The organism is Amycolatopsis sp. cmx-4-83, from assembly GCF_046548815.1.
Lineage (GTDB): Bacteria > Actinomycetota > Actinomycetes > Mycobacteriales > Pseudonocardiaceae > Amycolatopsis > Amycolatopsis pretoriensis_A.
Genome location: NZ_JAEBEF010000023.1, coordinates 63817 through 84897 on the forward strand (window position 1 = coordinate 63817; position 21081 = coordinate 84897).

Consider the following 21081-nt stretch of genomic DNA (forward strand, 5'->3'; position numbering starts at 1 on the left):
GTCATGGCCCGATCCGGCCGACCTCGCGTTGCAGGCCCTCGATCCCTTCGACCAGCGACCGGATCCCGTCGACGGATTCCCGGTCGACCGCGCCGAACCCCCAGTTGCCCGGTGAGCGCCGGATCCGTTCCTCCGCCCGGAGGTACTCGAGGTGGTGCGTGTGAAGGAACCCGAGCAGGGATTCGCCGCAGCGTTCGATCTCTTCCTCAGAGGCGGCGGGTACCCGGCAGCGGAAAACCGCGGTTCCGCCCGCGCGCAGATCCGTGATCCGGTAGCCGATGACCGCGTTCTCCCGCGTTTCCCGCGGGGCGAGGAGCTGCACGAGCGGAGCCAGGTCGGGGTCTCGCGCGAATACGTCCCGTTCCGCTTCTCCCGTCAGTGCGCTCGGCGCCATCGGGGGACCGCCCTCGGCCGGTGACGTGCACAGCCGCCACGGCAGGCCGGTCAGATCCACCATCAGCCGCGGTTTCGTCAGCCGATCCGCGGCGAGGACGAAGAATTCGTCCGGGAAGCCGGTTCCGTAACACTCCGAAAGGACTTCCGCAGTGGTCAGGCCCTGACCGTACAACGCTTTCGCCAAGCGGGCCATCGACACGTAGTCCCCGCGCGATGCTTGCGCGCGCAGCTCCTCGACCGGGTGTTCCGTCATCGTGGACCGCCCTGGCTCGGCGGCGCGTCACGCATGATGTCGCCGAGCAGCGCGCTCAGCTGACGCCAGTGCTTCTTGAGGTCTTCGGCCGTCATGGTGGTGATCATCTCCCGTGTGACCAGCTTGGCCGCCTTGATGGTGTCGGCGTCCCGCCGGTTCCCGCCCGTCTCCGCCAGCAATGCTTCGACGTCCGCGTCGAGCTCGGCGAGACGGTTCACGATAGCCTGGCTGTGCGCGGTCAGGCCCGGGTTGTCGGCCATCATCCTGGCGACCGCTTCGGCGTGGGTGAAGACCCGCGTTTCCAGCCGTCGTCGTGCGGCGTCGTCGAGCGGGTGGGTCTGGGCGAACGCCTTTGCGAGCCGGCGGGCGATGAGCACCGTCTGCGACTGCATTATGGCGCCGTACACCGGGTGCCGGGGCATGGTCGGGTGGTCGGGGTGCCCCTCGGGAGACGCGAAGATGCGGACGTCCTCGGGAGTCATCGTCAGGCCGCGGGTCGGGACTTCGGGCAACGGGCTGGTGGTGAGGGCGGCGGCCGGCACGTGGAGCACCGAGACGCCGTGCCGTTCTCTCAGGACTTCCCCGATGTGCCGCCCCTCGCCCGCGCCGATGCCCCACAGCATGCCCTGGTTTTCCGCGGCCCGGAGCACAGCCAGGTGCCGCGTGTCCTGGAAGAGGAGCTTGATTTGCCGCGAGGTGTCCCGTTCCCACACCTTGATCAGCATGTTCGGCTCCGCGGGGTACAGCAGCTGCGGGTACACCTTGCCGATGGCGATCTTCATCGCGTGGTCGATCCGGTTCGCCAGCACGGTGAGTTGCGCCGTGCGCGAACCGGCCAGCGAACGCCAGTCGAAGCCCTCGAAGTGGTAGCCGCCGATGACGAGGATGGGGTCGTTCGCCGCATCCCGGAGCACCTGGTCGTACACGCGCAGGAAACCCATGCCTTCGTGCGTGACGACGTCGGTGTCCGGATCTTGCGAAACCGCGTACACCTGCTGGTTGACCTTGCCGAGGAGTTCCACGGCCCGCTGGGTGAAGCCGGACAGGAACCCCACCTCGTGGAAGACACCGTAAGGCAGTTTGTGGTCTTCCTGCCAGCGTGTTTCGTTGCGGGCGACGGCTTGTTCCTTCTCGTCCTTCGTCAGGCCCGCATACGCTTGGCGCACTTCGGACATCGGGGCCCGCCGCTTCTCCTTCACGTGCCGCCACGCCGGTGTCCACACGAAGCCGAACGCGGCGGCGAGGAGTTCCTTCGGCACCCTGATCTTCCGCACGGCCGCACCGACCTGGTTCCGCCCGTCCGCGGCCTTCGTCGGGTCGAGCCGCTCGAGGGTGTTGACCCCGATGATGACGGCGGTACGGGCCGCGGCCAGGTTGTCCCCGCCGGGACCCTGCCACGCATCGACCAGGTACCGAGCCGCGATGTTGGGCTGCACCTCGCCCGGGGTCGCCGACATGGTGACGACGAAGCCGGTCACCGGATCGCGGCCCCGCATCGGGATCAGGATCCGGTGAAGCGTGTCGATCACCGGCGGCACGCGGTCGATGTCGATGGGGCGCTCGGCTTCGCCGATCTTGTAGGGGAACTTCTTCGCGTACTCCTCCTCGGTGAACTTCTTCGGCTTGGTGCGTTTGCGGGGATTGATGGCCAGCTCGACGAAGTAGCTCTTCTCCGGCCCGTGCGCCAGCCGGATGCTGGTCAGACCGTGCCGTTTCTTGATCGGCGGCAGCCCTCGCCGCACACTCTCCACCGTCGCCGACTTCGCGTCGAGCAGCGCGGTGGCCTCCAGCAGCGCGGCGTCCAGCGCGCGTTGCAGGTCCTGGGGTGAACGCTTGTCGCGGCGAGGCTTCTTCTTCCTCTTGAACTTGTCCTTGATCCGCCTGGCGGCGCCCTTGACCTTGTCCCTGACCTTCTTACCGGCCCGCTTCAGCTTGTCCTTCAGCTTCTTGCCGGCGGCCTTCAGCTTGGCCTGCCCCTTCTTCGCCGCCGACTTCAGTTTGTCCGTGAGCTTCTTGGTCAGCGCCTTGACCTTCGCCCAGACCTTCTTCGCCAGGCCCACGATCTTGTCGATCACCCAGTCGATCGCCTTGTTCACCGGGCGGGCCAGTTTCTGGAAGATCTCCTTGATCTTCCCCGCGATCCCGCCGATCCCCAGCAACGCCGCCAGTGCGCCGATCAGCACCGGGATCGAGCGGGCCAGTGCCTTCTCCACCAAGCCCGAAACCCCGCCCGTGCCGCCCTTGGCGATCGCGATCACCGCGTCCAGGACCGTGTTGACGAACTCGATGATCCGGCGGCCGTTCGTCACGATGAACTTGATGATGTCAATGATCATCTTGCAGGCGCGGATGAACGCCGACGCCGGGTTGAACAGCGAGACGATCCACGTGATGCCCGCCATGACGATCGTCGGCAGCAGGTACGACACCAGGTTGTCGATCAGGTTCTTCTTCAGGTCGCCGACCTTGGCCTTGAGGTCGTCCCACAGGGCCCGCACCCCGCGTTTGCGGACCTCCATGACGATCGGGAGCGCGTGTTCGCCTGCCTCGATGGCGGACATGGCCTCCTTCGGGACCTTCTTCGCGATGCGGGCGCGGATGTTGGGCCACGTCAAGCCGATCAGGCTCGCGATCAGCAGCAGGATGCTCACGATGTCGAAGCTCTTCGGCAGCTCGATCCCGGCCGTCGCGGCCGTGCCCAGCAGCCACGACAGGACGCCCTGCTGCAGGTGCGTCTTCGCGTTGCCCATGAACTGCTTGAGGCCGCCGCCGACCGCGGAAACCAGGTTGCCGAGGAAGCCGATCGGGTCCTTGAGGATGGCCATCACCGCTTGCGCGGCCTTCGCGAGCGCCCCGAGCAGCATGTCCTTCAGCTCGAGGATCGTCTTGATGACGCCCTTGATGCCGTCGAGGGCCTTGTCGACCAGGCCCTTGTTCTTCTCCTTCTCCGCGGCGATCTCGTCGTCCACCGCCTTGACGGCGTCGGTGTACTTCGTGGCCAGGGTGTCGACCAGCTCCGTGCTCTTGTCGTCCACCGACTGAGTGAGCTCGTCGAACTTGTCGGCGAACCCGGCGGCCGCCTCCTTGCCGAGCGCCTGAAGGTCCTTCGGCAGCGCCTTGACCTCGGCCTGCAGCTCGTCGCGGCCCTTCGCGATGCGCTGCTTCGCCCGGGTCAGCTCGCGGCCGATCGTGTCCGCGACGGCGGAGATGACTTCGCGCATCTGCTTGACGTAGTTGTCGCGCGCCTCGACGAAGATCTGGTTCGCTTCGTCGGGCAGGCCGAACAGCTTGTCGTGGCCCCACTTGATCAGGCCCCACGTGCCGCCGTACCGCTTGGCCTTGTAGTCGTCCATCCTGCGGCGGTGCTCGGCGGTGAACGCGTCGCGAGCGTCCTTCTCGCCGCGGGTGAACTGGTCGTCGACGAGCTTGTCGAGACCGGTGAGGATGCCTTCCACCTCGGTCTTCATGGTGTCGAAGACCTTTTGCAGGCGGGCCGTGACCTCCGCCCGCTTGTCCTGGTCGCTGGTTTTGGTCGCGTTCTTCCCGCCGCCGACCTGCTTGCCGGTGCGCCGTCGGCGTTCGGCGATCGTGCCCATGGCGGCGGCGCCGAACCCCTTGGCCTGCGCGGTGGTCTGGCGCAGCTGCTTGGTCTCGTCCTTGCGGAGCTCCGGCGGGGTCGCCTCGGAGTGCTTTTCCGCGGTCTTCTTGTCCTGCAACGCCGGTGTGAAAGCCGGATCCGTCGTCAGCTGCTTGTCGGTGACGTGGTTGTCGGCCATCACCTGATCGACCTTGGCCGGGCCGGCGGAGAGGTCCGTGGCCGACGGCGGCAGCTTGTCGGGCGTCGCCTTCGCCGGGTCGGGGGTGGCGGGGGTGCCGGGCGGGCGATCGGCTGCCATCGGCACGACCTGCTTGGTCTCCGCCGCGGACGTGTCCGGGGGAGCGGCGGTGGTGTCGGCGATCTGCGCGGCCGAGTCCGACTTGCCCTCGCCGACCTTGCCCTGCACCTCCGCCTTGATCTCGGCGGGCTTGCCGGAGTCGGCGAATTCGTCGGCCTGCTCCAGGTTCTGCGGCGCTTTTTCGGCGATGGCCTTCTCGACGGCCTTGACGAACGCGTCCTTGTCGAAGTCCTTCGGCTTGGCCTCGTTCATCTTCTCGGCGTTGGCCGTCTTGCCCTGCGCGACCTCGTCGTCCTTGGGCGGCACCGAGGCGGCCTGCGCCGAGCCGGCTTCCTTGCTCGCCGGCGGGTGCGAGCGGGCGACCGTGTGCTTCTTGTGCGCGATGTCCTTCTTCAGCACCGCGAACTTCGGATCTGCACCCGGGCCGCGCGCGAGACTCGCGGCGACCGCACCGTTGCCGACCTTGTCCTGCGACTCCTTACGCGAGGGATCGGCCAGCTCTTTCTTGTCCCCGGCCCGCAAGGCGGCCAGCGCGGCGGCGTTCGACGGCGGCAGCGGAACGCTCTTGCGCCGCGGCGGCCGCTCTTTCACCGTGACCGGGGTGGGCGCGGCCGCCTGAGCGGTGGTGGTCACCGAAGGGACCTTCACGAGAGCCTTCGGCGGCGGTGGCATGGGACGGCTCTCCTCCCGCTCCGGGAGACCCCAGCCTGGCAGCAGGCCGTCACCGAGGCGTCGCGGGAACGTTTACGCCCTCGGCCTCCACGGCGGCGGCGAGCCGGGCCGCGGGTTCGGGCAGGTGCCGAGAAGTACGCGGCGCCGCTGGCCGCGGACGGGGGAGCATGCGGACCGCCGGTGCCGAGCGCGCGCTGAGCACGGTCGTGATCCGGCAGCCGGGCCGCGGGTTCCGGTAGTTCCCGCGGCAGGACGCGGCGCCGCTCTCCGGGTCCGCCGCGGATGGGGCACGCGAACGTCGGGCGGCATCACCGGCTCAAGCGCGCCCGGCACCGATCCCACGGCCGACGGGGTTCGTCTACGTCTCAGCCTCTACGGCGGCGGCGCGCAAGGCGGCTGCCAGCCGGGCCGTGGGTTCCGGTAGTTCCCGCGGCAGGACGTGGCGCCGCTCTCCGGGTCCGCCGCGGATCGGGAGCACGCGAACGCCGCCCGGCATCACCGGCTCAAGCGTGCCCGGCACCGATCCCACAGCCGACCAGGTTCGTCTACGCCTCGGTCTCCACGGCGGCCGCGCGCAGGGCGGCTGCCAGCCGGGTCGCGGGTTCCGGCATTTCCCGCGGCAGGACGCGGCGCCGCTCCCCGGGTCCGCCGCGGACTGGGAGCACCCGAACGCCGCCCGGCATCACCGGCTCAAGCGCGCCCGGCACCGATCCCGCAGCCGACGGGGGTTCGTCTACGTCTCAGCCTCCACGGCGGCCGCGCGCAAGGCGGCTGCCAGACGGGTCGCGGGTTCCGGCAGCTCCCTCGGCAGGTGTGCGAGCAGCACCCGGCGCCGCTCTCCGGGGCCGCCGCGGACCGGGAGCACCCGAACCCCGGGTGGCACTGCCGGTCCCAGCGCGCCCGGTACCGTCGTGATTCCGCAGCCGGCCGCCACCAGGTGCAGCTTGGCCAGCCAGTCGCGCGCGGTGTGGGCGATCTCCGGTCGCTCGTCCAGGCCCGGCCACACGCCCAGCACCCGGTCGTCGCCCGAACCCGCGATCCAGCGGCGGCCGCGCAGGTCGGCCACGTCGACGTAGCCGCGGCGGGCGAGCGGGTCGTCGGCGGGCACCGCGACGCGCAGGCTGCGCTCGGCGAGCGTGCGCACCGTCAGCGCCGGCGTTTCGGTGTCCGGTGGCCGGAACGGCGGTGCCGAGGCCAGCAGGGCGACGTCCAGCGTGCCGGCGCGCAGGGCGCGGACCAATGCCGGCGTGCCGCCCTCGCGGCTGAGCACCGTGATCGCCGGGTCGGTGCGCCGCAGGGCCGCGAGCGCGCGGGGGAGCAGGTCGGCGCCGGCGGTCGGAAACCAGCCGAGGCGGACCGTGCCCCGTTCGGCGGGCAGCCCGGCCAGCTCGCGCGCGGTCGCGTCGAGCTGGTCGACGACCCCGGTGGCGCGGCGCAGCACGATCTGCCCGGCCGCGGTGAGCCGCACGCCGTCGGGTCGGCGTTCCAGCAGCGGCGCCCCCGCCGCACGTTCCAGTGACGCGATCTGCCGCGACACCGCGGACTGCGTGTAGCCGAGCGCCACGGCCGCGGCCGTGAGCGTGCCCCGCTCGGCGACCTCGCGGAACACCCGCAGCGCGGTCAGGGAAGCGTCGGAGAAGGCCATGCCGTCTACGCATACCAGGTCTGCCGTACTTTCGCTTTTCGCATGCTCGCGGCCGTCCTAGCTTGGAGTCATGAACGCGAAAGCCGCCCTCGTCACCGGCGCCACCCAGGGCCTCGGGCTCGCCCTCGTCGAAGGGCTCGCCCAGCGGTTGTCCCCCGCGGACACCGTCTACCTCACCGGCCGCGACGCCGCGCGCGTCGGCCAAGCCGTCGAAGCCATGCCCGCCGGCGGTGCCGAAATCCGCGGCGAAGTCCTCGACGTCGCCGACCCCGAAGCGGCCGCGCGGCTCGCCCGGTGGCTGCGGGAGCGCCACGGCGGCGTCGACGTCGTGATCGGCAACGCCGTCATGCGCGTCGGCCCGGACGACGACCCGCGCGAGGTCGTCGGGGAATACGCCGAGGTCAACAACTTCGGCACCACCCGGCTGCTGCGGGCCTTCGCGCCGCTGCTGCGCGACGACGGCCGGTTCCTCGTCGTGGCCAGCTCGTTCGGCACGCTGAACCACCTCGCGCCCGCGCTGCACCCGCGGTTCACCGGACTGTCCTCTTTGGACGAATTGGACAAGCAGGTCGCCGCGTGGCGTGACGCGGTCGCCGACGGCAGCGCCCGCGGCGGCGACTGGCCGGGCTTCGTCAACATCCCGTCCAAGATCGGCCAGGTCGCGGCCGTGCGCACGCTGGCCGCGCACCGGCGGGCGGCCGACCTGGACCGCGGGATCCTGCTCGCCGCCGTCTGCCCCGGGATGATGAACACCCCGACCTCCGCCCTGTGGTGGGACGTGCGGGACGCGCCCAGCCCCGCGCAGGCCGCGGCCGGGCTCCTCGACCTCGTGTTCCGGCCCGTCGATCCCGCCCACTACGGCGAGCTGGTCCGCCACGGCGAGGTCCTGCCCTGGTCACCCGTCCCGGCGGGCTGACCAGGGCGGGTGCCGCTAGAACCAGTGCAGGCAGTGCGGCGCGCGCTCGGTGCGGAAGAGGGCGTCGGCGGCCCCGGCCGCCGCCGGGTGGTGGGCCTCGACGTGGCCGGCGCGGACCAGCGTGCCGGGGGCCGTGCCGCCGAGGTAGATCGAGCCCAGGTCGCTCACGTCCAGGGAGAGGTCGGGGTCGCGGCCGGTCGTCGCGCACTCGGCCCTGCCGTCGCGGACGGTCAGCAGGTAGCGGTTCCGCTCGGCGAGGAACGGGTCGGTGACGTCGAGGACCAGCTCGCCGTCGGCGGACCAGCCGCGGGCGGTCAGCGCGCGGGGGACGTCCAGCAGCCGGACCCAGAGCCAGTCCGTGTCGTCGCCGACCTGGCCCGCGCGGAAGTCGGTGAGCTGCCAGCGCAGCGGGTGCCCGGGCGGGACGTGCTTGAGCACGACGTCGGACACCAGGTCGTGCTCGAGCAGGAAGCGGGCGAGCGCGGTGAAGACGGCGTCGTCGGCGGTGATGATCTCGTCGACGGTCAAGGTGCGGGGCCCGCCGATCGCGTAGCTGGCGTAGCCGTCCGCGACCCCGCCGGCGTCGCGGTGGACGGCCACGTACCGCGGCGCCGGGGCGATCGGGGGTTTCCCCGCGCCCGAGCTCCACCAGCGCGGCGGCCGCGACAGCGCACCGGGCTGGGCGCGGCGGTAGGCGTCGTAGACCCCTTCCATCGTCTCGACGCAGTCCGCGCGCGCCAGCACCTCCACCGAGCCGGGCGCCGCCGCCGCGGTGCGGGCCCGGGGGAGGGCCAGCCCGGCCTGGTGGCGCGGCACGGTCAGCCGCTGGGTGTAGGTCGCCGGCCCGTAGCCGAACCGGCGGTAGATCACGGCTTCGGAAGCCAGCAGCACGGCGAGGAATTCCCCACGCTCCCGCAGCTCGGCGAGCTGGTGGCGCATCATCGCGCTGAGCACGCCCCGTCGCCGGTGCGTGGGCAGCACCCCGACGGCGGTCACCCCGGCCGCGGGGGCGAGGCCGCCGCCGGGCAGGGTGAGCTCGAAGGAGTACGCGCCGGCGGTGCCGACCGGCCGTCCCTCCGGGGTGACGGCCAGCAGGTTGCGGTCCATTTCGAGCGCCGACCACCAGACCCCGCCGGCCGCGCCGGGGGTTTCCGGGAAGTTCCCCAGCGCGGTGTGGAACGTGGTGACGAAGGCGTCGAGGTCCTGGCCGGTGGTCGAGCGGATCTTCATCGGGACAGTCCATCGCCGGGCCCGGGAGGGGGCAAGCGAATTACGCCGAAGAGCGGGTCCGCAGCAGGCTGGCGCCCACCGCCGTCGCGAGGATCGCGGCCACCACGCCCAGCGAAAGCGCCGTCGGGATCTTCCAGACGTCCAGCAGCAGCATCTTCACGCCCACCCAGACCAGCACCAGCGCCAGCCCGATCTTGAGGTACACGAACCGGTGCATGACGTCGGCCAGCAGGAAGTACATCGCCCGCAGGCCGAGCACCGCGAAGGCGTTCGACGTGAACACGAGGAACGGCTCCTGCGTCACCGCGAAGATCGCCGGGATCGAGTCGACCGCGAAGACGACGTCGACGACCTCGATCAGGACCAGGACGGCGAGCAGCGGCGTCGCCACCCAGCGGCCGCCTTCGCGCACCAGGAACCGGGCGCCGTGCCGCCGGTCCGTGGTGGGGACGATCCGGCGGAACGCGCGCAGCACGATGTTGCGTTCGTAGTCGACCTCCTGCTCGCGGTGCAGCGCCATCCGCACGCCGGTGACCACCAGGAAAGCGCCGAAGACGTACAGGATCCACGCGAAGCTCGCGATCAGCGCCGAGCCCGCCGCGATGAACACCGCGCGGAACACCAGCGCGCCGAGCACGCCGTAGAACAGGATGCGGTGCTGGTGCTCGCGCGGGACGGCGAAGTACCCGAAGATGATCGCGAACACGAAGACGTTGTCGACCGCCAGCGACTTTTCGATGACGTAGCCGGCGAAGTACTGGCCCGCGAACTCCGCGCCCCAGGCCCACCAGACGACGGCGCCGAACGCCAGCCCCAGCGTGACCCAGACACCGGACCAGGCGAGGGCTTCGCGGACGCCGACCACGTGCGCGCGGCGGTGGGCGGCCAGGTCGACGGCGAGCATCGCCAGGATGACGCCGAGCACGGCGAGCCAGGCCCAGAAGGGGACGGTCATGCACACTCCTCCGGTTCGGTGACGAACCAGAGGTCTCCCCGGTCACACGTGGTGTGACGCCGGCACCGGACTGCGCACGGGCAGCCGGACTGACGATGCCGGACCGGGCGGGTACTCCCCTCCGTGCCTCCAGAATGACGAACTGCACTTCGTCTGTCAAGTTCGGACGTCTACTGTGGCCGGTATGGCTTCGTGGACGTTCCTGAGCAACCACGCGCACGTGCTGCTGTGCGTGGCCGCGGATCCCGACCGGACGCTGCACGACATCGCCACCCGGGTGGGCATCACGGAACGCGGGGTGCAGCTCATCCTCCGCGACCTGATCGAGGAGGGCTACCTCGAGCGCGAGCGGGTCGGCCGGCGCAACCACTACAAGATCCACCCGGAAGGCCGGCTGCGTCACCCGCTGGAAGCCCACCACCGGGTGGCCGACCTGGTCGCGGCGCTCGGCCTCGACGAGCCGGCCCGCTGAACCTCACCCCCCGGGCGGGCCGGTGGTCTCACCGAGCACGAGCGGGGGAGTCACCGGCTCCGGCTCGGCCGTGGGCACGCCGTCCAGCCGGCACACGGCCAGTTCCACCGCGAGCACGCCGAGTTCGCGGGCCGGGACCACCACCGCCGTGGGCCGGATCCACCCGTGGTTCGCCGTCGTGGCCGAGCAGACCGCCACGACCGACACGTCTTCCGGCACCCGCAGCCCGCGCCGCCGGAGCTCGGCCAGCAGCGGCGGGAGCACGGCTTCGTCGTGGACGACCAGTGCGGTCGGGCCGCGGCGGGTGCGCAGCTCGTCCAGGCAGCGGGGGACCTCTTCGGGTGCGCACGGCCGAGAAAGCGCTTCCAGTCGACGGTGGGCGGCGGCCTCGAGGAAGCCCGTCAGGTAGCCGATCCGGCGCGGGGGAGCGGGGGTGAGGTGGGCGATCGAGCGGTGGCCGAGGCCCGCGAGGTGGGCGGCGCAGGCGCGGCCGGCCGGCGCGAAGTCCAGGGGGACGGCGGCCGGGCCGCGCTGCCGGCCGACCAGCACCGCCGGGCGGCCCGAGGCGAGCAGGACGGGCACGCGCGGGTCGTCGTCGCCCGCGTCCAGCACGAGCACCGCGTCGGCCAGCGCGGCCGACGTCACCCGGTGCAGGCCCGCCGTGCCCGTGTCGTCGGTGACCAGGAGCAGGTCGAAGCCGTGCGCGCGGGCGGCACCGGCGGCCGCGGCGAAGAACTCCATCGCGACGCCGAGGTGGCCCTCGCCCGGCAGCGGGACCGCGACCGCGAGCACGCCGGCCCGGGCCGGGACCGGGGCGGGGGAGCCGGTGCGGCGCCGGTAGCCGAGGGTCCGGATGGTCTCCTCGACCCGCCGCCGGGTCGCCGGGGAGATCGTCCGCTTGCCGGTGATCACGTACGACACCGTGCTCGCCGAGACCCCGGCCGCGTTCGCGACGTCGGTGATCGTCACCGCACCGCGGGGATTCGTCATCGTCGGTGACCTTCTCGGCTCGCATGAGTTAGCGCTAACATTGATGGGGGACGCCGACCATAATCGCGGGGTGGACCGCCGGTCAAGCGGCGTTCGCCGGAAGGTCCCAGGCATGCACGCTGCAACGTGGCGGCCATGCTCCACTGTGGACTGTTGACCTCAAGTTGCCGCCGAAGCGCACGCCCAGCTGCTGGTGCCGGTGCTCGCCGACCGTGATGACCACGGCGACCGCCCTGCTCGCCGACCACCACCCGGCCGCCGGCCACGGCCGCGTACTGGGGCTGGAAGGCGCCGCGATGGGCTTGATCGCCGCCGCCGGCTCGCGCGGACGTTGGGCTACGCCGGGATCCTCGCCGCCGTGATCGCGGGCGTCATGGCCGGGACGAGGCTGCTTCGGCGCGCCGGCGCTGGGGCACGACCACGTACTTGGGGTCCTTCGTGGACTCGACGCCCGCCTCGAACACCCCGAACCGCTGCAGCGCGCTCCCCGCGAACAGCGCCGCGCCGGCGGCCACCGACACCGCGCGGCTGCGGTGGCCGACGAGCGTGCCCAGCAGGCCCGCCGCGGTCAGCCGCTCGGACCACTTCCGCAGCCGGTGCGCCTTGCCCGTGGTGTACGCCTCCGCCGTCGGGCCGAGGCGCTGTTCCAGCACCTTCGACGCCACCAGCTCGGTCACCGCGCCCATCGCGGCCAGCGCCCGGGCCGGCCCCGCTTCCTCGACCGGGACCAGCACCATCGCGAAGCCGCCGGAGCTCGCGGCCGCCGAGCCGGTGAAGACGAACGGCAGCTGCGGGTGGGCTTCGTGCCAGGCCGGGACCGCCGTCTGGGACAGCAGCACCGCCGTGTAGGACGCGACGGCGGGGGCGATGACCGCCGACGCGAGCCCGGCCGGGCGGGCCACCGCGCTCGCGAGCTTGCCCGGCCACCGCCCGGCGGGCAGCACCTCGGCGGCCGCCGCGATCCCCATCCCGGGCCCGAACGCGCTGAGGATCCACGTGCCCACGCTCATCGGGGACGTCGGTTTCGCGACGCGCAGCATGTGGTGGAACCGCTCGGGCCGGCCGAGGTCGGCGACCAGCAGGTAGACGCTGGCCAGCAGCGCCGCCATCGACCCGGTGCGGCCCACCCGGCGCAGCCGCGGCCGCCCGGTCAGGTCGGCGCCGGCGGCCAGCAGCGACGTGCCCGCCGCGAGCCCGCCGGTGAACAGGTACGCCGGCACCTTCCACTCCCACACCGGCGGCTTGAGCACCGGCCGCCCGTAGTAGGACCGGAACTCGGCGTCGGGCACCATCAGCTCTTCGCGGGAGCGGCGGGACTTGCGGGGACTCATCGGCGGCGTCCTCCGAAGGCGGCGACGGCGGCGGCGAGCAGGGCCGAGGCCGCCACCCCGGCGTACTTCCACATCGCGGGCAGTTCCCGGGTCGGCACCACGGGGTCCGGCGGCAAGCCGTAGACCTCGGGTTCGTCCAGCAGCAGGAAGAACGCGCCGGCACCGCCGACCCCGTCGGCCGGGTCGTGCCCGTAGAGCCGGGCTTCGGTGACCCCGCGTTCGTGCAGCTGCTCGACGCGGTGGGCGGCCCGCTCGCGCAGCTCGTCGAGCTCGCCGAACTGGATGGAGTCGGTCGGGCACGCCTTGGCGCACGCCGGTTCGAGGCCGTCGTGCAGCCGGTCGTAGCAGAGCGTGCACTTCTGCGCGCGCCCGTCGTCGGGCCGCCGGTCGATCACGCCGTACGGGCAGCCGGAAACGCAGTAGCCGCAGCCGTTGCAGATGTCCTGCTGCACCACGACCGTGCCGAACTCGGTGCGGAACAGCGCGCCGGTCGGGCAGACGTCGAGGCAGCCGGCGTGGGTGCAGTGCTTGCACACGTCCGACGACATCAGCCAGCGGAAGTCGGTCCGGCCGTCGGCGCCGGTCTCCGCGCCCGGCAGGTCGAACGCCGGCATGCCGAGGTCCTCGGGGGCGTTCGACGGGGGAGCGCCGGGCGGACTCGGCTGCTCGACGAAAGCCACGTGCCGCCACGTGTTCGCGCCGAGCGCGCCGGTGTTGTCGAACGACATCCCGAGCAGGTCGAGCCCGTCTTCGGGGACGGCGTTCCACTCCTTGCACGCCACTTCGCAGGCCTTGCAGCCGATGCACACCGACGTGTCGGTGAAGAACCCGACGCGCGGCGGGTGCCCGGTGTGCCCGGCTTCCCCGGCGACGTCCGGCAGCGGGCCGGACAACCGGTCCTCGATGCTCATGTCGCGTCCTCCTCGTGGCCGGGTTCGACGTGCCGGGTCTCGTGCGCCGTCGACACCCGGGTACCCGTTTCCGGCGTGATCCCGGCGCGCTCCCGGTACTCGGCGAGGTACGCGGTGAGCGCGGCGCCGCGCGGCCGCTTGCCGGGCCGGACGTCGCAGGTGGCGACCTTGCTCTCCTGGATGAACACGTTCGGGTCCAGCACGACGCCGAACAGGTCGTTCACGACGTCGCCGGGCACCAGGCCGGAGCCGCCCCAGTGGTAGGGCATCCACACCTGGTGCACGACCCGGTCCTGCACCCGCAGCGGCCGCAGCCGGTCGGTCACGAACACGCGCGCCTCGACGGCCGCCCGCGAGGTGACGACGTGCGCCCAGCCCAGGTGCACCAGCCCGCGCAGCTCCGCCAGCTCGGGGGAGACCTCGACGAACAGGTCCGGCTGCAGCTCCGACAGGTACGGCAGGGTCCGGCTCATCCCGCCCGCGGTGTGGTGCTCGGTCAGCCGCGCGGCGGTGAAGACGAACGGGAACACCTCGCCGTGCGCCTCGGGCGGCGACGGGTTCGACGGGTTGTCGCCGCGGCCGTAGACCTTCCGCGCCGGGTTGCCCTGCTGGGCGTAGAAGGGGTTGCGGAACGGCGACTCGTGCGGCTCGTAGTGCGTCGGCAGCGGGCCGTCGGCCAGCCCGGACGGCGCGAACAGCCACGCCTTCCCGTCGGCCTGCATGATGAACGGGTCGTCGCCGCGCAGCGCGGCCGGGCCCACCGCGCCGGCCGGTGGGACGTGGCCGGGCGGCTTGGTCTTCTCGAAGTCGGGGACGTCGTGCCCGGTCCATTCGCCGGCCTCGGCGTCCCACCACACCAGCGCCTTGCGCTCGCTCCACGGCCGGCCCTGCGGGTCCGCCGACGCGCGGTTGTAGAGCACCCGCCGGTTCAGCGGCCAGACCCAGCCCCATTCGAGCGCGGTGTGGTCCTGCTCGAACCGGGACTTGCGGCGCGCGGCCTGGTTGACGCCGTCGGCGTAGACCCCGCAGTAGATCCAGCAGCCGCTGGAGGTGGTGCCGTCGGCCTTGAGCTCGAGGTAGCCGCCGAGTTCCTCGCCGGTGGTCAGGTCCTGGCCGTTGATCCGCCGCAGCACGTCCTCGGCCGACGGCTCGTCGCCGTGCACCGCGTAGTCCCAGGCGAGGTCGAGCAGCGGCCGGTCGCGCTCGTCGGCGGACCCGGCCAGCCGTTCCCGCAGCTTGCGGCCCAGGTGGTAGAAGAACCACAGTTCCGAACGCTGGTCACCGGCCGGTTCGACGGCTTTTTCGCGCCACTGCAGCATGCGCTGGGTCTGGGTGAAGGTCCCTTCCTTCTCGACGTGCGAGGCGGCGGGGAAGAAGAACACCTCGGTGCGGCACGTCTCCGGCGTGATCTCGCCGGTCTCGATCTCCGGCGCGTCCTTCCAGAAGGTGGCGCTCTCGATCATCGTCAGGTCGCGCACGACCAGCCAGTCGAGGTTGGCCATGCCGAGCCGCTGCAGCCGGCCGTGCGCGGACCCCACGGCCGGGTTCTGCCCGAGCAGGAAGTAGCCGGACACCTTGCCGTCGACCATGTCCATGACCGTGCGGTAGGTGCCGTGGTCGCCGTTGATCCGCGGCAGGTAGCCGTAGCAGAAGTCGTTGTCCGCGGTGGCTTTTTCGCCCCAGTACTCCTTGAGCAGCGACACGGTGTAGGCGTCGGCGTTGCGCCAGAAGCCCTTCTGCTTGTCCCCGGTGACGCTCTCGAGGTAGTCGTCGAGCGTGCGCTGTTCGGGCGTGGGCATCGGCAGGTAGCCGGGCAGCAGGTTGAACAGCGTCGGGATGTCGGTCGAGCCCTGGATGCTGGCGTGCCCGCGCAGCGCGAACACGCCGCCGCCGGGCCGCCCGATGTTGCCCAGCAGCAGCTGGATGATCGAGCCCGCGCGGATGTACTGCGCGCCGACGCTGTGCTGGGTCCAGCCGACGCTGTAGACGAGCGCGGCGGTGCGTTCGCGGCCGGAGTTGCTCGTCCAGGCGTCGCAGACCCGCCGGAAGAGCTCCTTCGGCGTCCCGCAGGTCGCTTCGACCATTTCCGGGGTGTAGCGGGCGAAGTGGCGCTTGAGGATCTGGAAGACGCACCGCGGGTGCTGCAACGTCGGATCGGCGGCGATCTCCTCGCTGCCGCCTTCGAGCACCGGCCCGCCCGAGCCGTGCTGGTCCGCGGGCGAGGTTTCCTTGCCGTGCCCGGTGTCCCGCGGCCGGACGTCCTCGTAGTGCCAGGTCGCCGGGTCGTAGGCGGCTTTGGCTTCGTCGTAGCCGCTGAAGAGGCCGTCGAGGTCCTCGGTGTCGCGGTAGTCCTCGTGCACCAGGAAGGAGGCGTTGGTGTAGGCGACGACGTACTCGCGGAAGTCCAGGTCGTTGCTCAGGATGTGGTTGATGACGCCGCCGAGGAAGGCGATGTCCGTCCCCGCCCGCAACGGCACGTGGGCGTCGGCGAGCGCGCTCGTCCGCGTGAAGCGCGGATCGATGTGCAGCACCTGCGCGCCGCGGGCCTTCGCCTCCATCACCCACTGGAACCCGACCGGGTGTGCCTCGGCCATGTTGGAGCCCATGATGACGACGCAGTCGGCGTTCTGCAGGTTCTGCTGGTAGTCCGTCGCGCCACCGCGACCGAAGGAAGTCCCCAGACCGGGAACGGTGGCGGAGTGTCAAATACGCGCCTGGTTTTCGATCTGGATCGCGCCCAGCGCGGTGAAGAGCTTCTTGATCAGGTAGTTCTCTTCGTTGTCCAGGGTGGCCCCGCCGAGACTGGCGATGCCCATGGTCCGCCGCAGCGGCGCCCCGTGGTCATCGGTGTCCTGCCAGCCCTTGCGCCGGGCGTCGAGCACCCGGTCGGCGACCATGTCGAGCGCGGTGTCGAGGTCGAGGTCGGTCCACTCGGTGGCGTAGGGCGCGCGGTACCGGACCTTCTGTTCCCGCTGCGGCCCGGTGACCAGCTGCTTGCTGGCCGACCCCTTCGGGCAGAGCCGCCCCCGCGAGATGGGGCTGTCGGGGTCGCCTTCGATCTGGACGACTTTTTCGTCCTTGACGAAGACCTGTTGCCCGCACCCGACGGCGCAGTACGGACAGACGGACTTGGCCACCCGATCGGCGTTCGCGGTGCGCGGGGCGAGCGCTTCGGACCGCGCGGACTCGGCGGCCTTGCCCCGGCCGAGCGGATCGGTGCCGGTGAGCTGGCGGTACACGGGCCAGGATTCGAGCCATCGCCGTGGTCCCATGTCACCTCCCTGGCCGTGCGCTGCGCGCGGTTTACCCGGCGCCTGCCGAGCGTAAACCGGCTCGGCCGGGTCGGCGACCGGACTGACGTCGCGAATGACTCATTCGGGACGTCGGTGGTCCCGAATGAGTCATTCGCGATGTTTGTTCGTGCCGGGAACGCCGCTTCCACGCGGATTGCGGGGGCGGGCTCGACGGCCGCGGAGCCCGTGTGGGTGGGCACTCGCTCAGGTCCGGATCGGCGAGGCCGCGACCGGCCGCCGCGTGAATTGCTCGCGACGGTTCGGCTGGCGTGGGCGACACGCTTCGCCGAGGCCGGATGTCGGGGGCGGCCGCCGCGTGAATTGCTCGCGATGGGCAATGCGCCTCGCTCAGGTCGAGAACCGCTACACACCGACTGCGGCCGGCCCTGCGCGGATTGCTCGCGTTGTAGACGCACCTCGCGCAGGTCGGGATCGGCGACGACACACGCATCAAGGGGTCGCGGACCGCGGCCGCGACGGTTTGGCTGGCGTGGGCAAGACGCCTTGCCGAGTTCAGGATCGGCGAGGGCCGGGGGCGTGCGACCGCAGCCGATCGCCGCGCGAACACCTCGCGCTCCCCACACACCTCACTCAAGTCGAGAACGGCGACGAGGCCCCCTCCGCCCGGGTCCGTCCCCGCCGTCCAGCCACGGCCAGCGGCTGTGCGACGTCCTCCAGCGACTTGCCCTCCGCATCCACCGCCAGGAACCGCGCGATCACCCCGCCGGCCACCATCACCGCGGCGCCCAGCAGGTACCCGATGAACAACCGGACCGGATGGTCGCCGGCACCGATGAGGGCGCCGTAAATAACCGGGCCCAGAGCGCCGAAGCACTGAGCGATCGCGAAGAACACCGCGATCGCCTTCGCACGGACCTCCAGGGGAAAGATCTCGCTCACCGTCAAATACCCCGCGCTCGCGCCGGCCGAGGCGAAGAAGAAGATCACGCACCACGCGATCGTCTGCGTGATCGCGTTCAACGCCCCCGCGTAGAACAGCACCGCCGTCACGGCCAGCAGTACGCCCGACACGACGTACGTCCCCGAGATCATCCGGCGCCGGCCGAGGGTGTCGAACAGGTGGCCGATCGTGAACGGGCCGACCAGGTTGCCCACCGCGAACGCGATCAGGTAGATCGGCGTGGCCGCCGAGGACACGCCGTAGAACTTGCCCAGCACCAGGGTGTAGGTGAAGAAGATCGCGTTGTACAGGAACGACTGGCTGATCATCAGCGACGCGCCCAGCACCGCCCGGGACGGGTACTCGCGGAACAGCACCCTGGCCAGCGCCACGTAGCCGATCTGCTCGGCCGGCGTCACCTCGATCGCCTTCTTCTCGTCGACCGGCGGCAGGTCCTTGCCCGCGTGCTCGACCTCGTGCTCGATCTGCGCGATCGACTCCTCCGCGGCCTCGGCCCGGCCGTGCATGATCTGCCAGCGCGGGCTTTCCGGCAGGTGGCGGCGCACCAGCAGGATCACCAGCCCGAGGACCGGGCCGATCAGGAAGCCGAGCCGCCAGCCGAGGGACAGGTCCACCTGGTTGAGCAGGATGTACGTGCCGACCGTCCCGAGCACGGCGCCGGCCCAGTACGTCCCGTTGACGGCGATGTCGACCCGGCCCCGGTAGCGGGCCGGGATCAGTTCGTCGATGGCGGAGTTGATCGCCGCGTACTCGCCGCCGATCCCCATGCCGGCGACGAACCGGGTGGCGTACAGGAAGACCACCCAGCCCGCGCCGTTGCCGAGGGTCAGCGCGGTCAGGCCGCTGCCGACCAGGTAGACGGCGAGGGTGAGCATGAACAGGTTCCGGCGGCCCAGCTTGTCGGAAAGACTGCCGAAGAACAGCGCCCCGACCACCTCGCCGGCCAGGTAGATCGTCGCCAGGAGCCCGACCGCCGTCGACGACATGTGCAGCGTCTCGGGACTCGTCAGCGTGTCGGCGACCGCGCTGGCCACCGTGATCTCGAGGCCGTCGAGGATCCACGCCACCCCGAGCGCGACGACCATCCGGGTGTGGAACCGCGACCAGGGCAGCCGGTCGATCCGCGCCGGGATCAACGTCCGCACCCCGGACGACGTCGGTGTTGCCGCCATGACGACCTCCTCGAGAGCCGGCCCCCGGCAGGTCTTCCCCGGGCCGGCCCCACCGAAACACGGTGTCTCAGAGGCCGTACGTCTTCCCGATGACGTCCCGCTGGATCTCGCTCGTCCCGCCGTACACCGTGGACACGACGGTGGACCGGACCAGGCGTTCCATCCCGTACTCCGTGGCGTAGCCGTAGCCGCCGAGCATCTGCATGCCGTCGAGGGCCATCGCCTTCGCGAACTCCGTCGCCTTGAGCTTCGCCATCGACGCCTCCCGCGGCAGCGGCTCCCCGCCCGAGGCGTCGATCTTGCGGGCGACGTCGTGGACCAGCAGGCGGGTGCACTCCAGTTCCGTCGCGTGGTCGGCGAGGCGGTGCCGCAACGCCTGGAACGACCCGACCGGCCGGCCGAACTGACGGCGTTCGCGCACGTACGAAACGGTGTCCTCGAACGCGCGGCGCGCGGTGCCGAGCATCAGCGCGGCCAGGATCATCCGCTCGAGGTTCAGCCCCGCCATCAGCTGCCGCCAGCCCTGGCCCACCTCGCCGACCACCGCGTCGCCGGGCAGCGCGCACCCGGTGAAGTACAGGTCGTTGACCTCGCGGCCGCCCATCGTGTCGATGCCGTGGATCGCCAGGCCGTCGACGCCGGCCGGGACCGAGAACATCGTCAGCCCGTCGTGCTTGCCGCCGTCGGCCGAGGTGCGCGCGACCAGCAGGATGTGCCGGGCCAGGTGGGCGTTGGAGCACCACGTCTTCTGGCCGTCGACGACCCAGCCGCCGTCCTGCCGGGCGGCCTTGCACGTCAGCGCGCCGACGTCGGAGCCCGCACCGGGTTCGGACATCGAGACGGCCAGCACCTCGCCCCGCAGGAAGTCGCCCAGCACCTCCCGCTTGCGCTCTTCGCTCGCGAACTTCGCGTACGACGCGGCCGTGATCACCGACGTGGCGAACCCGCCGATCGGCGCCTGCCGGTAGGCGATCGTTTCGAGGAACAGCACCAGGTCCAGCATCCCCTGGCCGGCACCGCCGTACTCCTGCGGGACGTTGATGCCGAGCCAGCCCAGCTCGGCCATCTTGCGGTAGAGCGCGTCGTCGTGCGCGGTGTCGCGGGCGCCCACCTCGCGCCGGCAGAAGTCGTCGACGGCGGAGACGAAGTCGCGCTGTTCGGTGGTCAAGTCCACGAAGGCTCCCGGCGGCCGGAGATACAAGATTACTTCTTACGTATCTTTATATCTCCGAGCGCCGGAACTCAAGCCTCGAGCATCGGCACGAGGTAGCGCCGGGCCAGCGCCGCGAGCTGCTCGTCGTCGTCGAGATCGACGACGCGGCTGGGGATGGCGAGGAAGGAGGCGGACACGCGGACCATCAGCTCGGCCACGACTTCGACGTCCAGCCCGGCCGCCACCGTGCCGGCGTGCTGCTCCCGCCGCAGCTGACCGGCGACGAACTCCCGCACGGTGGCCAGCGTCCGGCCGGCGTCGGTGATCATGGACGACGCCAGCAGGCCCGGTTCGGCCGCGATCAGCCCGCCGATCAGCGGGTTGCCGCGGATCGCGCGCAGCGAGCTCACGAAGCCGAGCACGACCCGGTCGGCGACGGTCTCGGCCTGCTTGATCTCGGTCAGGAAGCGGTCGAAGTAGCGGCGGTACTCGCGGCGCACGACGTGCTCGACGAGCGTGTCCTTCGTGGCGAACCGCCGGTAGACGGTGATGCGGGACAGCCCGGCGCGCTTGGCGACGTCCTCCATCGTGGAGCGCTGGACGCCCATCCGGCAGAACTGCTCGAAGGCGGCGTCGAGCACGCGGACGCGGACCTCGTCGGCGTCGTCGACCCGCTGGAGCGCGTCGACGTAGGCACGCTCCAGCAGCGATTCCGCGCCGGGTGCGGACGTGAACGGCGATACCGCGGGTTCCGAAGCCACCTCCCGATCCTGCCACTCCGGGGCTTGTGACCTCGGGAAGGCCGTGGTCTGATACAAGGAGGCAAGTCGCGTATCAGAGTATCATCGTCGATCTCGGCTCCGGAGGAGTAGCG

General features: G+C 71.3%; 15 protein-coding genes. 3 read left to right on the top strand and 12 right to left on the bottom strand.

Annotation, left to right across the window (positions count from 1 at the left end; genetic code table 11):
• Position 1 precedes the first annotated feature (1 nt).
• From ACLJQM_RS46715 to ACLJQM_RS46725, 3 genes are all read right to left on the bottom strand, one after another.
• Positions 2-649, bottom strand: coding sequence for a hypothetical protein (locus tag ACLJQM_RS46715; RefSeq protein WP_410636490.1), 648 nt, complete (start codon positions 647-649; stop codon positions 2-4).
• Positions 646-5178, bottom strand: coding sequence for a hypothetical protein (locus tag ACLJQM_RS46720; RefSeq protein WP_410636491.1), 4533 nt, complete (start codon positions 5176-5178; stop codon positions 646-648). The genes ACLJQM_RS46715 and ACLJQM_RS46720 overlap by 4 nt, the downstream gene beginning before the upstream one ends.
• Before the next feature lie 772 nt (positions 5179-5950).
• A complete protein-coding gene (locus ACLJQM_RS46725) occupies positions 5951-6862 on the bottom strand; it encodes a LysR family transcriptional regulator (protein WP_410636492.1) in 912 nt (303 codons plus the stop codon).
• A 70-nt stretch (positions 6863-6932) separates the two neighbouring features.
• Between ACLJQM_RS46725 and ACLJQM_RS46730 the strand changes: the two genes are divergently transcribed.
• Entirely contained in the window at positions 6933-7778 is an 846-nt protein-coding gene (locus ACLJQM_RS46730) for an SDR family NAD(P)-dependent oxidoreductase (RefSeq protein WP_410636493.1), read from the top strand.
• 15 nt (positions 7779-7793) lie between these two features.
• Here the strand turns inward: ACLJQM_RS46730 and ACLJQM_RS46735 are convergent, their stop codons facing one another.
• Both ACLJQM_RS46735 and ACLJQM_RS46740 read right to left on the bottom strand, forming a co-directional pair.
• Positions 7794-9008 (bottom strand): GNAT family N-acetyltransferase, encoded by a 1215-nt coding sequence (locus ACLJQM_RS46735; RefSeq protein WP_410636494.1) that lies wholly within the window; start codon positions 9006-9008, stop codon positions 7794-7796.
• A gap of 40 nt (positions 9009-9048) precedes the next feature.
• A complete protein-coding gene (locus ACLJQM_RS46740) occupies positions 9049-9963 on the bottom strand; it encodes a TerC family protein (RefSeq protein ID WP_360781744.1) in 915 nt (304 codons plus the stop codon).
• A 184-nt stretch (positions 9964-10147) separates the two neighbouring features.
• On the opposite strand from ACLJQM_RS46740, the gene ACLJQM_RS46745 reads away from it, so the two are divergent.
• Positions 10148-10435, top strand: a complete 288-nt coding sequence (locus tag ACLJQM_RS46745) for a helix-turn-helix transcriptional regulator (protein WP_360781746.1) — start codon at positions 10148-10150, stop codon at positions 10433-10435.
• Positions 10436-10438: 3 nt separating this feature from the next.
• Here the strand turns inward: ACLJQM_RS46745 and ACLJQM_RS46750 are convergent, their stop codons facing one another.
• On the bottom strand, positions 10439-11425 hold the full coding sequence (locus ACLJQM_RS46750) for a LacI family DNA-binding transcriptional regulator (protein WP_410636495.1): 987 nt from the start codon (positions 11423-11425) through the stop codon (positions 10439-10441).
• 215 nt (positions 11426-11640) lie between these two features.
• Here ACLJQM_RS46750 and ACLJQM_RS46755 point away from each other — a divergent pair, with 215 nt between their 5' ends.
• A complete protein-coding gene (locus ACLJQM_RS46755) occupies positions 11641-11787 on the top strand; it encodes a hypothetical protein (RefSeq protein ID WP_360781749.1) in 147 nt (48 codons plus the stop codon).
• 9 nt (positions 11788-11796) lie between these two features.
• On the opposite strand, the gene nrfD is transcribed toward ACLJQM_RS46755, so the two are convergent.
• The 6 genes from nrfD to ACLJQM_RS46785 all read right to left on the bottom strand — a co-directional run bounded on the left by nrfD (position 11797) and on the right by ACLJQM_RS46785 (position 20968).
• Positions 11797-12756 carry an NrfD/PsrC family molybdoenzyme membrane anchor subunit gene (gene nrfD, locus ACLJQM_RS46760; RefSeq protein WP_360781751.1) on the bottom strand — a complete coding sequence of 320 codons (960 nt, stop codon included), beginning with the start codon at positions 12754-12756 and terminating at the stop codon, positions 11797-11799.
• Positions 12753-13667 carry a 4Fe-4S dicluster domain-containing protein gene (locus ACLJQM_RS46765; RefSeq protein WP_410636496.1) on the bottom strand — a complete coding sequence of 305 codons (915 nt, stop codon included), beginning with the start codon at positions 13665-13667 and terminating at the stop codon, positions 12753-12755. The genes nrfD and ACLJQM_RS46765 overlap by 4 nt, the downstream gene beginning before the upstream one ends.
• Positions 13664-16939, bottom strand: a complete 3276-nt coding sequence (fdh, locus tag ACLJQM_RS46770; RefSeq protein ID WP_410636497.1) for a formate dehydrogenase — start codon at positions 16937-16939, stop codon at positions 13664-13666. The genes ACLJQM_RS46765 and fdh overlap by 4 nt, the downstream gene beginning before the upstream one ends.
• A 612-nt stretch (positions 16940-17551) precedes the next feature.
• Positions 17552-19054 carry an MFS transporter gene (locus ACLJQM_RS46775; protein WP_410636498.1) on the bottom strand — a complete coding sequence of 501 codons (1503 nt, stop codon included), beginning with the start codon at positions 19052-19054 and terminating at the stop codon, positions 17552-17554.
• Positions 19055-19121: 67 nt separating this feature from the next.
• The gene (locus ACLJQM_RS46780; protein WP_410636499.1) at positions 19122-20228 is read right to left on the bottom strand and encodes an acyl-CoA dehydrogenase family protein; all 1107 of its coding nucleotides are present in this window, start codon (positions 20226-20228) and stop codon (positions 19122-19124) included.
• Between the two features lie 68 nt (positions 20229-20296).
• Positions 20297-20968, bottom strand: coding sequence for a TetR/AcrR family transcriptional regulator (locus tag ACLJQM_RS46785; RefSeq protein WP_360781760.1), 672 nt, complete (start codon positions 20966-20968; stop codon positions 20297-20299).
• Positions 20969-21081 lie beyond the last annotated feature (113 nt).

Bases quoted from the DNA above. Each gene is read 5' to 3' on its own strand.
- ACLJQM_RS46735 (WP_410636494.1), bottom strand. From the start codon at position 9,008: ATGAAGATCCGCTCGACCACCGGCCAGGACCTCGACGCCTTCGTCACC.
- ACLJQM_RS46740 (WP_360781744.1), bottom strand. From the start codon at position 9,963: ATGACCGTCCCCTTCTGGGCCTGGCTCGCCGTGCTCGGCGTCATCCTG.
- ACLJQM_RS46775 (WP_410636498.1), bottom strand. From the start codon at position 19,054: ATGGCGGCAACACCGACGTCGTCCGGGGTGCGGACGTTGATCCCGGCG.
- ACLJQM_RS46730 (WP_410636493.1), top strand. From the start codon at position 6,933: ATGAACGCGAAAGCCGCCCTCGTCACCGGCGCCACCCAGGGCCTCGGG.
- ACLJQM_RS46750 (WP_410636495.1), bottom strand. From the start codon at position 11,425: ATGACGAATCCCCGCGGTGCGGTGACGATCACCGACGTCGCGAACGCG.
- ACLJQM_RS46745 (WP_360781746.1), top strand. From the start codon at position 10,148: ATGGCTTCGTGGACGTTCCTGAGCAACCACGCGCACGTGCTGCTGTGC.
- ACLJQM_RS46765 (WP_410636496.1), bottom strand. From the start codon at position 13,667: ATGAGCATCGAGGACCGGTTGTCCGGCCCGCTGCCGGACGTCGCCGGG.
- ACLJQM_RS46725 (WP_410636492.1), bottom strand. From the start codon at position 6,862: ATGGCCTTCTCCGACGCTTCCCTGACCGCGCTGCGGGTGTTCCGCGAG.
- ACLJQM_RS46755 (WP_360781749.1), top strand. From the start codon at position 11,641: ATGACCACGGCGACCGCCCTGCTCGCCGACCACCACCCGGCCGCCGGC.
- ACLJQM_RS46715 (WP_410636490.1), bottom strand. From the start codon at position 649: ATGACGGAACACCCGGTCGAGGAGCTGCGCGCGCAAGCATCGCGCGGG.
- nrfD (WP_360781751.1), bottom strand. From the start codon at position 12,756: ATGAGTCCCCGCAAGTCCCGCCGCTCCCGCGAAGAGCTGATGGTGCCC.